At 44.5% G+C, this 12,426-nt stretch carries 14 protein-coding genes; 5 read left to right on the top strand and 9 right to left on the bottom strand.

The window, feature by feature from the left end; all coding sequences use genetic code 11:
* Positions 1–134: 134 nt before the first annotated feature.
* From LI82_RS02880 to LI82_RS02900, 5 genes are all read right to left on the bottom strand, one after another.
* Positions 135–605: a hypothetical protein gene (locus LI82_RS02880; RefSeq protein WP_135607223.1), complete on the bottom strand. Its 471-nt coding sequence runs from the start codon at positions 603–605 to the stop codon at positions 135–137.
* Between the two features lie 53 nt (positions 606–658).
* Positions 659–1,507 carry a ribose-phosphate diphosphokinase gene (locus tag LI82_RS02885; RefSeq protein WP_048193450.1) on the bottom strand — a complete coding sequence of 283 codons (849 nt, stop codon included), beginning with the start codon at positions 1,505–1,507 and terminating at the stop codon, positions 659–661.
* Positions 1,508–1,594: 87 nt separating this feature from the next.
* Positions 1,595–2,074 carry a cyclic pyranopterin monophosphate synthase MoaC gene (gene moaC / locus LI82_RS02890; protein WP_048193451.1) on the bottom strand — a complete coding sequence of 160 codons (480 nt, stop codon included), beginning with the start codon at positions 2,072–2,074 and terminating at the stop codon, positions 1,595–1,597.
* Between the two features lie 17 nt (positions 2,075–2,091).
* Positions 2,092–2,271 (bottom strand): hypothetical protein, encoded by a 180-nt coding sequence (locus LI82_RS02895; protein ID WP_048193452.1) that lies wholly within the window; start codon positions 2,269–2,271, stop codon positions 2,092–2,094.
* 13 nt (positions 2,272–2,284) lie between these two features.
* Positions 2,285–3,730 (bottom strand): bifunctional ADP-dependent NAD(P)H-hydrate dehydratase/NAD(P)H-hydrate epimerase, encoded by a 1,446-nt coding sequence (locus LI82_RS02900; RefSeq protein WP_048193453.1) that lies wholly within the window; start codon positions 3,728–3,730, stop codon positions 2,285–2,287.
* Between the two features lie 197 nt (positions 3,731–3,927).
* Here LI82_RS02900 and LI82_RS02905 point away from each other — a divergent pair, with 197 nt between their 5' ends.
* The 3 genes from LI82_RS02905 to LI82_RS02915 are packed head-to-tail and all read left to right on the top strand — an operon-like array spanning position 3,928 to position 7,519.
* Entirely contained in the window at positions 3,928–5,376 is a 1,449-nt protein-coding gene (locus tag LI82_RS02905) for a DHH family phosphoesterase (RefSeq protein WP_048193454.1), read from the top strand.
* A 31-nt stretch (positions 5,377–5,407) separates the two neighbouring features.
* Positions 5,408–6,178, top strand: a complete 771-nt coding sequence (locus LI82_RS02910; RefSeq protein ID WP_135607224.1) for a YkgJ family cysteine cluster protein — start codon at positions 5,408–5,410, stop codon at positions 6,176–6,178.
* Positions 6,179–6,232: 54 nt separating this feature from the next.
* Positions 6,233–7,519, top strand: coding sequence for a 3-isopropylmalate dehydratase large subunit (locus LI82_RS02915; RefSeq protein WP_201770290.1), 1,287 nt, complete (start codon positions 6,233–6,235; stop codon positions 7,517–7,519).
* A 189-nt stretch (positions 7,520–7,708) separates the two neighbouring features.
* Here LI82_RS02915 and LI82_RS02920 read toward each other — a convergent pair whose 3' ends face one another.
* Positions 7,709–8,113, bottom strand: coding sequence for a CBS domain-containing protein (locus tag LI82_RS02920; protein WP_048193457.1), 405 nt, complete (start codon positions 8,111–8,113; stop codon positions 7,709–7,711).
* 240 nt (positions 8,114–8,353) lie between these two features.
* Here LI82_RS02920 and hisE point away from each other — a divergent pair, with 240 nt between their 5' ends.
* A complete protein-coding gene (gene hisE, locus LI82_RS02925) occupies positions 8,354–8,653 on the top strand; it encodes a phosphoribosyl-ATP diphosphatase (RefSeq protein WP_048193458.1) in 300 nt (99 codons plus the stop codon).
* Positions 8,654–8,660: 7 nt separating this feature from the next.
* Here the strand turns inward: hisE and LI82_RS02930 are convergent, their stop codons facing one another.
* A complete protein-coding gene (locus tag LI82_RS02930) occupies positions 8,661–9,536 on the bottom strand; it encodes a CBS domain-containing protein (RefSeq protein ID WP_048193459.1) in 876 nt (291 codons plus the stop codon).
* A gap of 149 nt (positions 9,537–9,685) precedes the next feature.
* On the opposite strand from LI82_RS02930, the gene LI82_RS02935 reads away from it, so the two are divergent.
* Positions 9,686–10,678 carry an NOG1 family protein gene (locus LI82_RS02935; protein WP_201770291.1) on the top strand — a complete coding sequence of 331 codons (993 nt, stop codon included), beginning with the start codon at positions 9,686–9,688 and terminating at the stop codon, positions 10,676–10,678.
* Here LI82_RS02935 and LI82_RS02940 read toward each other — a convergent pair whose 3' ends face one another.
* Both LI82_RS02940 and hxlB read right to left on the bottom strand, forming a co-directional pair.
* The gene (locus LI82_RS02940; RefSeq protein ID WP_048193461.1) at positions 10,679–11,791 is read right to left on the bottom strand and encodes a pyridoxal phosphate-dependent aminotransferase; all 1,113 of its coding nucleotides are present in this window, start codon (positions 11,789–11,791) and stop codon (positions 10,679–10,681) included.
* Positions 11,792–11,803: 12 nt separating this feature from the next.
* Complete coding sequence (gene hxlB / locus LI82_RS02945) at positions 11,804–12,415, bottom strand: 6-phospho-3-hexuloisomerase (RefSeq protein ID WP_048193462.1); 612 nt, start codon at positions 12,413–12,415, stop codon at positions 11,804–11,806.
* Between the last annotated feature and the right edge of the window lie 11 nt (positions 12,416–12,426).

Consider the following 12,426-nt stretch of genomic DNA (forward strand, 5'->3'; position numbering starts at 1 on the left):
CCTTAAAAGATGTTTTCTTATTATATAATATGGGCGTTTGGTTAAAACAATATTAAAAAGTAGAAAGAAGCTGAGAGTAAATTAAAATATTTACTTCTCTGCTATACGATGTGAGTTTAATTTATTCGCAAACTTCAATTCCAGAATTCCTTCTCATAATCTTCAGGAAGGTTATCAAGCTTCATCATTTTGTCAAGCTTGCTTTTTGCTGCATTATCTTCCTTTTCAAAAGTATCATTAAGAACTTCAGTTTCCTGCTCTTCTAGAATTGTTTCATGTGAGTGGATCACCGTTGTATGTTCGGTTTCCATCACAACTTCTTCCTCGATCACAGGTTTGAAAGGGATAACTTCTTTCTCTTCTTCTTTTTCAGCTCTGACAACGGGCTGTACAGGTTCCCTTTCATATTTCCTTTCCGGAGATGGTCCCGGTTTATATCCAAGGCGCATGCGGGTTTCTTCGGCATAGGTGTCGGACACGATGTCTGAATGGTTGCCTTGTTTGTGAGTTGAACTGTATCCGATGGTGCAGTTCTCCTCGCCTGTCCTCCAATCCACATGGAATAGGTGGCAGTTCTTTCCCTTGCATTCTAATTCGTTGTCCAATGGGCATATTTCGGGTAACACCATGTAAAAACCACTCCGGGTCTGTTGTCTTTTTATAATTTCTTCAGGAAATCTGCAATAAGGGGTGCAACACTGATGTGACTTTGTGCTTTTTCCAGCGTGTCGGTCGCAATGACCTCATGTACGCCTGCATTGTAAAGTCTCAGGACACCGTTTTTGGTGAGCACCGGGTGTACGCATGCGATGTACACGTCCTTTGCACCCTGGCTACGTAACAGTTTGATTGATTCTGCCATGGTCCCACCGGTTGCGATCATATCATCTATCAGTATTACATCTCTGCCTGTAACATCGATGTTTTTTGTCTTGATGGTAACCGTATCTCCGGAAAGCCTTGTCTTCTCAAGATAGTCGTACTCGATGCCAACATCTTCGGATGCACTTTCTGCAAGTGCAATAGCACCGGCATCAGGGGAAACGATCAATGGATTTTCAAGATTCAGTGATCTGATGTAGTTACCCAGAAGGTGGGATGCATCAAGATCGAAAGAATCAGCACTGAAATGTTCAAGTACGCTCTTTTCGTGAATATTTACGGTGATGACCCTGTCCGCTTTGATGGTGCGGGCAATGGCACGTGCGCTGATGGCCTCTCCGGATTTGAATATCCTGTCCTGTCTGGCATAGCCCATGTAGGGTATTACCACCGTGATGGTAGGTGCGTCTTCGCATGCATCTATCAACTGCAACAGGGAAATAAGGTCCGAATCAGTTGGTGTGCTCTGGATGATCGTGACATCATCGGTTATGTCTTCAAGTACTCTTGTGTAAACCTCTCCATCGGGGAAACGGTTGAACTCACAAAGTGACGGTTCCATATTTAGTTCTCTTGCAACCCGTGATGCGAGCAACTGTGATGCAGGTCCTGCTATGATTTTCAAAGAATGTGCCTCTCCAGTATAATTTTATTGATAGTGATAAAGTGGTATTAACAATAATTCCCCTTTATTACATTGAACCATTAAAAGTCATTGGTTTGTCAGTTGTTCCTTGACTTTCTTTACAACATGTATGTCTTTGATAGCAGTAGAAGGATAGTTCCCTGTATCATCCTTTTCAGCGGATTTGACCATATCCCATATCGTAAGAAGTGCTATGGAAACTCCTGTAAGGGCTTCCATTTCAACTCCGGTCTTTCCCACAGACCTGACCTCAACATTAGCTGTAACGTCCGAATTTCCAACCTCGAATTCCACATCAACTGATGTGATGGGTATCTGGTGGCACATGGGTATCATTTCAGGTACTCTCTTTACCGCTAATATGGCAGCAGTCCTTGCAGTTGCAAGGACATTTCCCTTCTCAACGGTTCCACTTCTGATGCTCTCGATGGTCGGGCCTGTAAGACTGATGCTTCCGGAAGCAGTTGCATACCTGCTCACAATATCCTTGTTGCTGATGTCGACCATGTATGCACGGTCGTTCTTTATATGGCTAAATTCCTGCATTTGATACTTCTCTCCACTTAGTCGATACGCACCTGCTTTCTCTGATCATAGTCCTCGACAGCATCTCCCACCTTTGTAAGCAGATCCTTTGCCTCGGCGATTGAAAGTTTCACGATCTCTTCGTCCTCTCCATGGCTGACAACTATGCGTACCCTGTTCCTTTCAATATCTACTGTTATATTTCTGCTTTTATCCATTTTACCACTCCCTTTATTTCATAACATCTGTAATCCTGTCTATAATATCAGTAGCAAGTAGTCCATTGCCCTTTTCTTCAAATGCGAGGTCCCCTGCTACACCATTGATAAAAGCTGCACAACATGCTGCTTCTATTGGAGAACTTATCGCAAAGAGCGCTCCTGTAATTCCTGCGAGCACATCGCCAGTGCCACCTACCGTCATTCCTGCATTTCCGGTGCTGTTGATGGCAACCCTTTCTCCGTTGCTGATGGTGTCTTCCTTACCCTTAAGAAGCACGGTCAGCCCATTCTCTTTGGAGAATGCCTGTACATCATCTGGCCCGTTACCTCCAAGTGATCTGAATTCCCCGGCATGCGGCGTGATGATCATTGTTGTATCTTTGGGGACAGGCAGTTCGATGCCGTAAAGTCCATCAGCATCCACAATCACTTTCTTACAGAAAGGTATTATCTTTGCGATCGCTGATTTTGTCCTGTCTGCTCTTCCAAGGCCCATTCCAATGACCACTACATCATGTGATGTTATCAGTTCGGCTATCTTTTCAACATCCTCTTCACAAAGGATGTCTGATGAAAGTGGTCTTACTATTATATTAGGGGAATATGACGCAATAGTTTCTGCAACATTGGCAGGAGCAGCGACTGTAACAATATCGGCACCTGTTCGCAACGCTGCCATGGCTGCAAGTGCTGGTGCACCTGAATAAGGTCCTCCTCCAACGATAAGTATCCTGCCGGAATTGCCTTTGTGACTATCTGCACGGCGCCTTAGAAGGACTTTCAGGTCCCCTGCTCCGACGCATTTTTCTGCATCTTCACATACTCCGATATTCACGACTTTAACCTCGGAAGTATATTCACCGGCAAGGGATGTCGTAAGTCCTGCCTTCATTTCATGAAAAGTGAGGGTAATATCTGCGATCACCGCTTTGTCAATCTCTCCGCCATCGGGGTCAAAGCCTGATGGCACATCAACTGCGATCACCGGTTTACCTGATCCGTTGATCAGATCGATCATGGTGGATTCTGTTTCTCTCAGTTTTCCGCTGATCCCGGTTCCAAGCAGTGCATCTATAATAATATCGGAATCTTCGATCCATCCTGTCTTCTGAAGTTGTGATGCATCAGTGAGTTCAAGGGTCCCTTTAATACTGCAGTGTTTGAGGATATTGAAGTTATGTCTTGCATCATCTGTCCTTATGCGGGTTGAATGTCCTGCAAGTACGACATAAACCATTATTCTCGGATCTGATGCCAGATGTCTCGCAGCAACGAACGCATCTCCTCCGTTGTTCCCCCTGCCTGCAATGAAGAGGACCTTTCCACTGCCGATACGCTCCTTTACTTCGCATGCAATGGCAGCTCCTGCATTTTCCATCAGTTGCAGTCCTTTGAGCCCAAGATATTCACAGTTGGCATCGATTGCCCGCATTCGCGAAGATGTTATCGACCTCATGTTCCTCTATTATTCTTTAGTTTGCATTGTATTTAGATGTATCAATAATGTTACTGATTTTGGATGAGATCAGGGATAAGTTCGATCTTGTTCCCGATGACCTTTTATTCCTGTACATTTATTCACCGAAAGAACCTTAATACTGGATAAAGAATTATAGCTTACAAGGAGGTATAACAATACCCGCTTTAAAAGAAATGGATGCTCCGGTCAAGAAATGGTTGAATCCAACATATCTGATACTTGGAAGTGGAAGTATCGGTTTTGCTGTTGCAAAGGAGCTTCGTGAGCTCGATAAAGACCTTATAATCATTGACAGGGACACACAAAAGGTAGAAACGCTGCGTGAAGAGGCATATGAGGCCTTCGCAGGTGATATTTCAGATCCTGATATTTTTCAGCATGTAAATCCAAAGGAACTTTCCGGAATACTTGTTCTGAGTTCTGATAATGAGGCCAACAAAAAGGCACTTGAAAATATAGCCAGTCTGGAACTGGATGATACTTACTGCGTTGCCAGGGCATCTGATGTCATAAGTATGCAGGAGATGGACGGACTCGGTGCAGATCTTGTTGTAATGCCTTCAAGACTGGTTGCAAGATCGGTCGCAAGGTCTCTGGGTCGTGCAGAATCCCTGCGTCGTGGGAATAAATTGTCCCAGTGGTTCAAAGGAATTTCCGGCAAAGACCTTGCTATTGTAGTTCATGATAATCCTGATCCGGATGCAATTGCCAGTGCTCTTGCACTGCAAAAGATCGCGGATTCATTTGATGTGAGATCATCTATCCTGTACCATGGTGAGATAGGTCATCAGGAGAACAAAGCATTCGTAAACCTCCTTGGTATTGACCTTAACAGGATGGAAGAACACAATATCTCTGAATTTGATGATATTGCAATGGTGGATTGCGCTGTGCCTGGTGCTAATAACATACTCTCTTCGGGTACGCATCTTGGCATCGTCCTTGACCACCACCCTCTGGGTGAGCTTGAGCTTGATGCTGATTTTGTGGACATTCGCCCGAACGTGGGAGCATCTGCCACAATACTTACCAAGTACCTTCAGGAGCTCAATATTGAAATTGAAAGTGAGCTTGCAACGGCGCTGCTTTATGGTATCAGGACCGACACACTGGACTTCAGGAGGAATACGGACTCTGCCGACCTTTCTGCAGCAGCATTCCTTTATCCTCTGGCTGACCATGAGATACTGGACCAGCTTGAAAGGCCATCTATGTCTCTTGAGACACTTGATATTCTTGGTGAAGCCATTATTAACAGGCAGGTGATAGGCAGTTATCTCCTGAGCAATGTTGGCGTGGTTCGTGACCGTGATACACTTCCGCAGGCATCTGATTATCTGCTTAATCTTGAAGGTGTTTCAACGTCCATCGTTTTCGGGGTTTCCGAAGACAGGATCTTCCTTTCAGGCAGAAGCAATGATATCAGGGTCAACCTCGGTGAAGTACTCAGGAAGGCATTTGGGGATGAAGCTGCAGGCGGTCATTCAAATGCTGCAGGAGCACAGATCCCACTCGGTGTGTTCAGCGATATAAAGGACCGTCAAACACTTTTGAGGCTTGTCAACGAAGCAGTTGTTAAGAAATTCCTCAACGCGATAGGTGTTGATGAGACCGTAGAATAAGTCTTCTGATAACTACTACAAATAACAGACCATGTTCTCTAATTACCGGCAGTCTTTGATCAAAGGCCTTCAGGAAGAGCTTGAAGCTGCCGGCTCAATTTTAATTGAAGATATTGCATCACAGATACGTGAGATCGGTTTCTCATGTCGGATGTGTGGAACCTGTTGTAAAAGATCCGGCGGTGACAACCGTGTTTTTCTTACATCTGTGGATATGGAAATGCTGGAAGGGTGTTCGACATGTCCTAAAGATGCTGCTATTCCAATGCTTCCGGATGGGATGGATATGTACTCTTCATCTTCCGTTCGTGAACATCTTCATGAGTTCGAGCTCGATTCGAAAGGACGGCTGAACACTTTTGGCTGGATGCTTAAAAGGAAGGAGTCGGGAGACTGCCTTTTTCTTGGATATGACGGAGAGGTCAGGGGTGAAGATGACCTGTGCAAAGATGACTTGTGCGAAGGTGACGTTCACAACCGATGCAGTATTTATGCCAACAGGTCGATGCTTTGCAGGACCTATCCTTTCTATATCGACAATGGGGAGTTGAATACCTCTGAGTGTGAGGGACTGGGGGAAGATATCTCTTATGAGGATTCCATTATTCTTGCAAGGGATCTGATCGACAGGTATGTCACAGAAATAAAAGATACGATCCTGCTCTATGAAAATTTTGAGGAAATACAAACCTCTTCTGGCTCGCTCGATATTTTCAATAATATCCTTTCAGGTGGGGATCTCGTCTTTGTTGTTCATGATTGTACTGGAATGTCCATCTTTTCACTTAAATTATATAAGTGACCATGTTCATCGATTGTTTTATTTATAAGATATGCCTTAATTGCACTGATTACCATGGCCAATAGTAATGATCATCCAATGACGATCTCAGAGAAGATCTTCTCCAAAGCTTCAGGAAAACCGGTGAAAGCAGGAGAGTTTGTACTTGCGAACATCGATCGTGCAATGACCCACGACATCACAGGACCACTCGCAGTAGAGGGTTTCTACGACATCATGCGTGACAAGGAAGAGAAAAAGGTCTGGGACCCAAGCAAGATCGTGATCGTTTTTGACCATCAGGTCCCTGCTGATTCTCTCCATGCATCTGCAAACCACATTATGCTCCGAAAATTTGCAAAGGAGCAGGACATACTGAACTATGACGTTTATGAAGGTGTATGCCATCAGGTCATGCCTGAGATGGGGCATGTAAGACCCGGTGATCTTATCGTGGGTTCTGACTCACACACATGTGCATATGGTTCCCTTGGTGCTTTCTCTACCGGTGTCGGATCGACCGATATGGCAGCAGTTTTCGCATCCGGAAAGCTCTGGTTCAAGGTTCCTGACACGATCAGGTTCGAGGTTAACGGAAAGCTTCCAAAAAACGTCTATTCCAAGGATCTCATCCTTCACCTGATCGGCGATGTCGGTGCAGAGGGTGCCAGGTACATGGCAGCTGAATATGCCGGTTCCGCCATCGAGGATCTTTCGATCTCAGAACGTATGACAGTTTCCAATATGGCAATTGAGATGGGTGGAAAAGCAGGCATCATCGAACCGGACAAGGTAACAGAGGCATACCTCCAGGAACGTATCCCTGATTACAAGCTGGACCCATACTGGAAATCTGATGATGAGGCAGAATATGCAGAGTTCCATGACTACGATGTATCTGACCTTGAACCACAGGTCGCCTGTCCTCACAATGTTGACAATGTGAAGCCGGTAACCGAAGTTGAAGGTACCAAGCTCGATCAGATCTTTGTTGGTTCCTGTACCAACGGTCGCTTTGAGGATATCAAGATCGTGGCTGAGATGATGGGTGATGAACCAGTTGCAAAAGGCGTACGTCTGCTCATTATTCCTGCATCAAGGACGGAATACATGAAGGTACTGCGTGCAGGATATGTGGAGCAGTTCATGGAAGCCGGTGCAATGGTCGAGTCTCCATGCTGTGGACCATGCATGGGTGGATCCTTTGGTCTGCTCGGTGATGGCGAGGTCGGTCTGGCTACTTCCAACCGTAATTTCAAGGGACGAGAAGGCAGTCCGGAATCATTCGTATATCTTAGTTCACCTGCAACAGCTGCAGCATCTGCACTTACAGGCGAGATAACTGATCCAAGAAAGATCTGAGAGCTATCTCTCAGTTCTTATTTTTTTTAATTGGTGACCAAAACAGCTATATTTGAATATTGATTACTGAGTCAAGACGTTGGATTATAAACCAACATGATTCCGTCATATTTTGTAGGATTACAAGCCAACGTCATATTGCTTCTTATCCCTTGAATCATTATTTTCTTAAAAAAGAAAGCTGATCCGTTATTTCTGGAACAGCTGTTTGATTATGTCTCTTGCACTGAGTATTCCTATCGGTCGGTAGGAAGCACCTACGGTCTCTTCGGACATGACGATCAGGCGGTGTACTTTTTTGTCCACCATCAGGTCTGCAGCATCATGAACGGTAGAGGATGGGCTTATCGTTTCTACTGAGTCGGACATAATGTCTTCAACTGAAGATATCTCCCAGTTCTTGTCCTTCATTTTGCGTAGGATATCTACATCAGATATGACGCCAAAGGTTTCACCGTTCTCTTCTATAGCCACTATGGCAGAGACATTATTATCTGCCATTGTCCTGGCTATTTCAACAGCATTTGATTCCATCGGTACCGTTACTACTCCTCTTGTCATAACGTCTTTGACCTGCATGTTTTCTGCTATCAATTCCCTTCCTCCTTATTATCTCCAGAATATTCAGTGTTTAGTATTCAGCGTTCGATACCTACAGCATATAGTTACTGTTACAATATTTATTTTTGAGGAACTAGGTATAAATAAGCATCGGGTAATTGAAATCCTTTTTAAAGGAGTAGCACAATAGCTAAGTTATCCGGTCCTAGGTTCCGGAAAAATGTTTAATAATTAAATTTACGACAAAAAAATGTTTATAATGGAGTTTTCCCAATGGCTGATGCAGATATGTCTGTTCTGAACGAAGTATTTGACGTTATAATGGATCGCAAGAACAATCCTGTTGAGGGATCATACGTTTGTTCTCTTCTTGAACACAGGAAAGGGATCAATAAGATCCTTGAGAAAGTGGGTGAAGAGACTGCAGAAACGATCCTTGCTGTAAAGGACAATGACAAAAAAGAGATCATCTACGAGACTTCTGACCTTTTGTTCCATCTTCTTGTCATGCTGGCGGCAACAGGTGTAAGCCTTGAAGATATCTCTGAAGAAATGAAAAAGAGAAGGCATTAAGGTCGTATCAGTATACGACCAGTTCATGCAATACGTCTGTTTTTGAGATCATTCCTTTTGGAACTCCCTCAACTGTGACAATTAGTCTGCCGATGTTGTGATCATCGAACATTTTCACAGCATCACTAAGGGACGATTCGCCATCTATCGTGATGATGCTCTTCGTCATGATATCCTTTACTTTGAGGTTGATCTTGCCACTTGCAAGAGTTTCCCCGATATCCATGAAAGTTGCTATGCCTACTATCTTTCCATGCTCTTCTACTGGAGCGCCATGTATCTTATTTTTGATAAATACGCGTGCAGCTTCCTGAATAGTTGCGTTTGCATCGACCGAGATCGTATCTTTCTTTATATAATGCTTAACTGACTTCTTTGGCAGTGAAACCATTTCGGTTATCTTGAACAGTAACAGATTTTCTGTATCATCTCGTCCAACTACCTCTCCTCTTACTATCAGGCGGTTTACCGGGGTAGGTCCTACCTGAACAAGGTCTCCTCCGGTGAATTCCTTTATATTTCCTAGCACTTTTAGTCTGCCGCTGCACATTTCAGGATGTCTTACCGTTGTAAAACTGATCTCTGCAACAGTAGCTCCCTTGACCATATCCTCATTTCTGTATAATGGAACTTCGGCTTCCTTGTCCATGGATGTAACATTCAGTGCTTCATATGCTGCACCTGTGGCGCGATAACCGCCTTTTGGACCGGGTACACCTTCGACGAGTCCCAGCATCTTGAGTGATTGCATCTGGTTCCTTACGGTACCGGGATTCCTGTCTATAAGCTCTGCGATCTCTTCGCCTTTTACTGCTGAATCCTTCTGACGTTGAAGGTTGATCAATTCGATAATTATCTCTTTTTGAATAGGTGTAAGTTCCATGAGATCACCGTTTTCTTTCGATAAACTTACTCAAAAGAACTATATATACATGTTGTAGGATTTGAAATGGATGATAATGAAAAATACCTCTCAAGGAACAAAACTATATAGCTTACGAGAGTTTCAGCCTGAATATAAAGGTAAAAATTATGATATTTGAGAAGATTCACACTGTCCCTACTTCTGATGAACTTATAGACAAGGCATTTCGAAGAGCTACGCGTGCAAAAGCAGGCAAGACCGTAAGGGACAAGGATAGTGCCATGAGGGCGCATGAATCAATGATCATGACCTCCGGTAACATTCTTTCTGATAACCTGTCGAACATTGTCAGGCGTTTCCCGAATTTTGATGACCTCCCTGAATTCTATTATGAGCTCGCTGACATAGTGGTCGGTGTTGATGATCTTCGTCAGGCCCTTGGTGGGGTTGACTGGGCAAGTAACAAGCTCCATGAGATATCCAGGGAGTATGTTGGTAAGATCCGTAGTAGCAAAGATCCTGTTTCAACACGTAAAGAGGCGTTTGGACGTATGGGATCTATAATGTCAACTGTCAGCAAACACCTCGTTTTCCTGAACGAGGCCCGCAATCTGCTGAGGACGCTTCCTGATGTGCGTGATGAGCCTACCATTGTTGTGGCTGGCTATCCGAACGTGGGAAAATCCAGCTTTGTTTCAATGATCACTGGTGCAAGTCCTGAAGTTGCATCCTATCCTTTCACAACTAAAGGTGTTCTGATCGGTCATTTCATGCGAGGTCTTGAACGTTATCAGGTGATTGATACTCCTGGTCTTCTGGACAGGCCGATGGCTGAACGAAATGATGTTGAAAGGCAGGCAGTAACTGCTATAAAATACCTGGATGCTGTTGTGCTCTTTATCCTCGATGCAAGTGAGACCTGTGGGTATGAGATAGAAGACCAGAAGCGCTTGCTTGATGAAGTTGTCCAGAACTTTGAACTGCCGGTCTACGTGGTGGCAAACAAATCTGACCACCCAAGGTTTGAAATGCCTGAATTTGTGGATGTAAAAATGTCTACTGCTACGGGTGAGAACATTGATTCCATTGTAGACAAGCTTGTCGAAATGATCGACGAGAACAAAAAAGAAATTGAAGATGATCAGTCTCTCTTTGACTGATCAAAGCACTTTTTTCATGATCTCAAGTGCCCTGTTGATATCCTCCATGGATGTCGCATAAGAGATCCTTATATATCCGTCTCCGTTCTGTCCAAAGGCAGTTCCGGGTACTACTACAACACCGTTTGATATCAATTTTGTAGCAACTTCTGCACTGTCATCCACCTTTGGGAACATGTAAAATGCACCTTTTGGTGTTTCACATTCCATTCCAAGCTCATTGAGACCTTTAACAAGTACATCCCTGCGTCTTTTGAACTCGTCACGCATTTCAAATACTGATTCCTGTGGTCCGGTAATGGCTGCAAGTGCAGCTTTTTGTGCAATTGAGTTGGCACAGGCCTGTACGTACTGGTGAACTTTCAGCATCTGTTCCGTGTATTCCTGATTGGCAGCAGTATACCCTACACGCCATCCGGTCATGGAGTATGTTTTGGAAACTGCATTGATGGTGATCACATTATCCGTGAACTGTGCAGGGCTTACGTGTTCTCCTTCATAGATGAAGTACTCATAGACCTCGTCAGAAATGAGAGTTACATTATGGTCGTCTGCAATATCTGCATAAGCCTTCATATCGGCCTTTGAAAGTACTCCGCCGGTGGGGTTACATGGGGAGTTAACGATAATTGCTTTTGTTTTCGGAGTGAGTCTCTCAAGAACATCTTCCGGTCTCATTGTCAGGTCTTCCCCGAGCGGAACTCCGACAACTTTTCCTCCCATAAATCCCGTTAGTGCATTGTATGATACAAATCCGGGATCTGCGATCATGACCTCGTCACCGGGGTCGACAAGTGTTGCAAGAGCTATCTCGAGTGCCTCGGATGCTCCGGATGTAACTATGATGCCGTCCGGGCTGACCTCGAATCCATTGTCCCGTTCGAACTTGCGGCTCAATGCCTCTCTTAATTCTACAATGCCTGATCCGTAGGTATATCCTGTAAACCCCTCGTTAATGGCATCGATGGCTGCCTGCCTTATGTGTGAAGGCGTATCAAAATCGGGCTGGCCAAGGCCAAGGTTGATAGCATCTGATCCGGCAGCTTCGAACATCTTCCTGATGCCGGATATATCTACATTGAGAACCCTTTGTGCAAATTCTTTGGAACTCATGTTAGGTCCTCTTCACTCAAGTTTAGCGTGACGTGATTTCAGATCGTCCTCGGAAGCTCCGGTAATGGAGATAAGTTCTGCTACCATTGCATCCAGGAAAACGAGTGAAGATATCTCAAAGGATGTTCCAAGTGGCGTGAGGTGTGAATATTCTCCTCGCATATGCCTTTCGAGGTAGCCTCCGGTATCGTCCTTTGTTCTTCCTTTGATCTCCATGGCGATGTCAGAAAGATTGCCAAGGGTTGACTCCTTGTTTGATGTTACTGTGATAAGGGTTGCACCGATATCTTTTGTGATCCTGCCAAGGTCTGAGATAGATCTTGTTTCTCCTGATCCGGATATTGCAATTACTGCATCTCCTTTACGGACTGCAGGAGTAGTTGATTCTCCGACGACATAGGATCGCAGGCCAAGGTGCATCAGGCGCATTGCAAATGCTTTTCCCACGAGACCGGAACGACCTGCTCCCATGACAAAGATGCTGTCAGCTTCCATGATTTGTGTTAACATCTGTCGGATGTCTTCTTTGTCAATGCTTTCGGCTACACTTTCGAGATGATGTGCCATAAGCTCGATGGATGAGATCAAATGTTCGCACTCTGTTGAAGATATTATATCTTTCATTAACTATATTC

It is taken from the genome of Methanococcoides methylutens (genome assembly GCF_000765475.1).
GTDB classification, from domain to species: domain Archaea; phylum Halobacteriota; class Methanosarcinia; order Methanosarcinales; family Methanosarcinaceae; genus Methanococcoides; species Methanococcoides methylutens.

Coding starts and splice junctions, on each gene's coding strand:
- moaC (WP_048193451.1), bottom strand. CDS start 2,074: ATGCAGGAATTTAGCCATATAAAGAACGACCGTGCATACATGGTCGAC.
- LI82_RS02895 (WP_048193452.1), bottom strand. CDS start 2,271: ATGGATAAAAGCAGAAATATAACAGTAGATATTGAAAGGAACAGGGTA.
- LI82_RS02900 (WP_048193453.1), bottom strand. CDS start 3,730: ATGAGGTCGATAACATCTTCGCGAATGCGGGCAATCGATGCCAACTGT.
- LI82_RS02905 (WP_048193454.1), top strand. CDS start 3,928: ATGGATGCTCCGGTCAAGAAATGGTTGAATCCAACATATCTGATACTT.
- LI82_RS02910 (WP_135607224.1), top strand. CDS start 5,408: ATGTTCTCTAATTACCGGCAGTCTTTGATCAAAGGCCTTCAGGAAGAG.
- LI82_RS02915 (WP_201770290.1), top strand. CDS start 6,233: ATGGCCAATAGTAATGATCATCCAATGACGATCTCAGAGAAGATCTTC.
- hisE (WP_048193458.1), top strand. CDS start 8,354: ATGGCTGATGCAGATATGTCTGTTCTGAACGAAGTATTTGACGTTATA.
- LI82_RS02930 (WP_048193459.1), bottom strand. CDS start 9,536: ATGGAACTTACACCTATTCAAAAAGAGATAATTATCGAATTGATCAAC.
- LI82_RS02935 (WP_201770291.1), top strand. CDS start 9,686: ATGATATTTGAGAAGATTCACACTGTCCCTACTTCTGATGAACTTATA.
- LI82_RS02940 (WP_048193461.1), bottom strand. CDS start 11,791: ATGAGTTCCAAAGAATTTGCACAAAGGGTTCTCAATGTAGATATATCC.
- hxlB (WP_048193462.1), bottom strand. CDS start 12,415: ATGAAAGATATAATATCTTCAACAGAGTGCGAACATTTGATCTCATCC.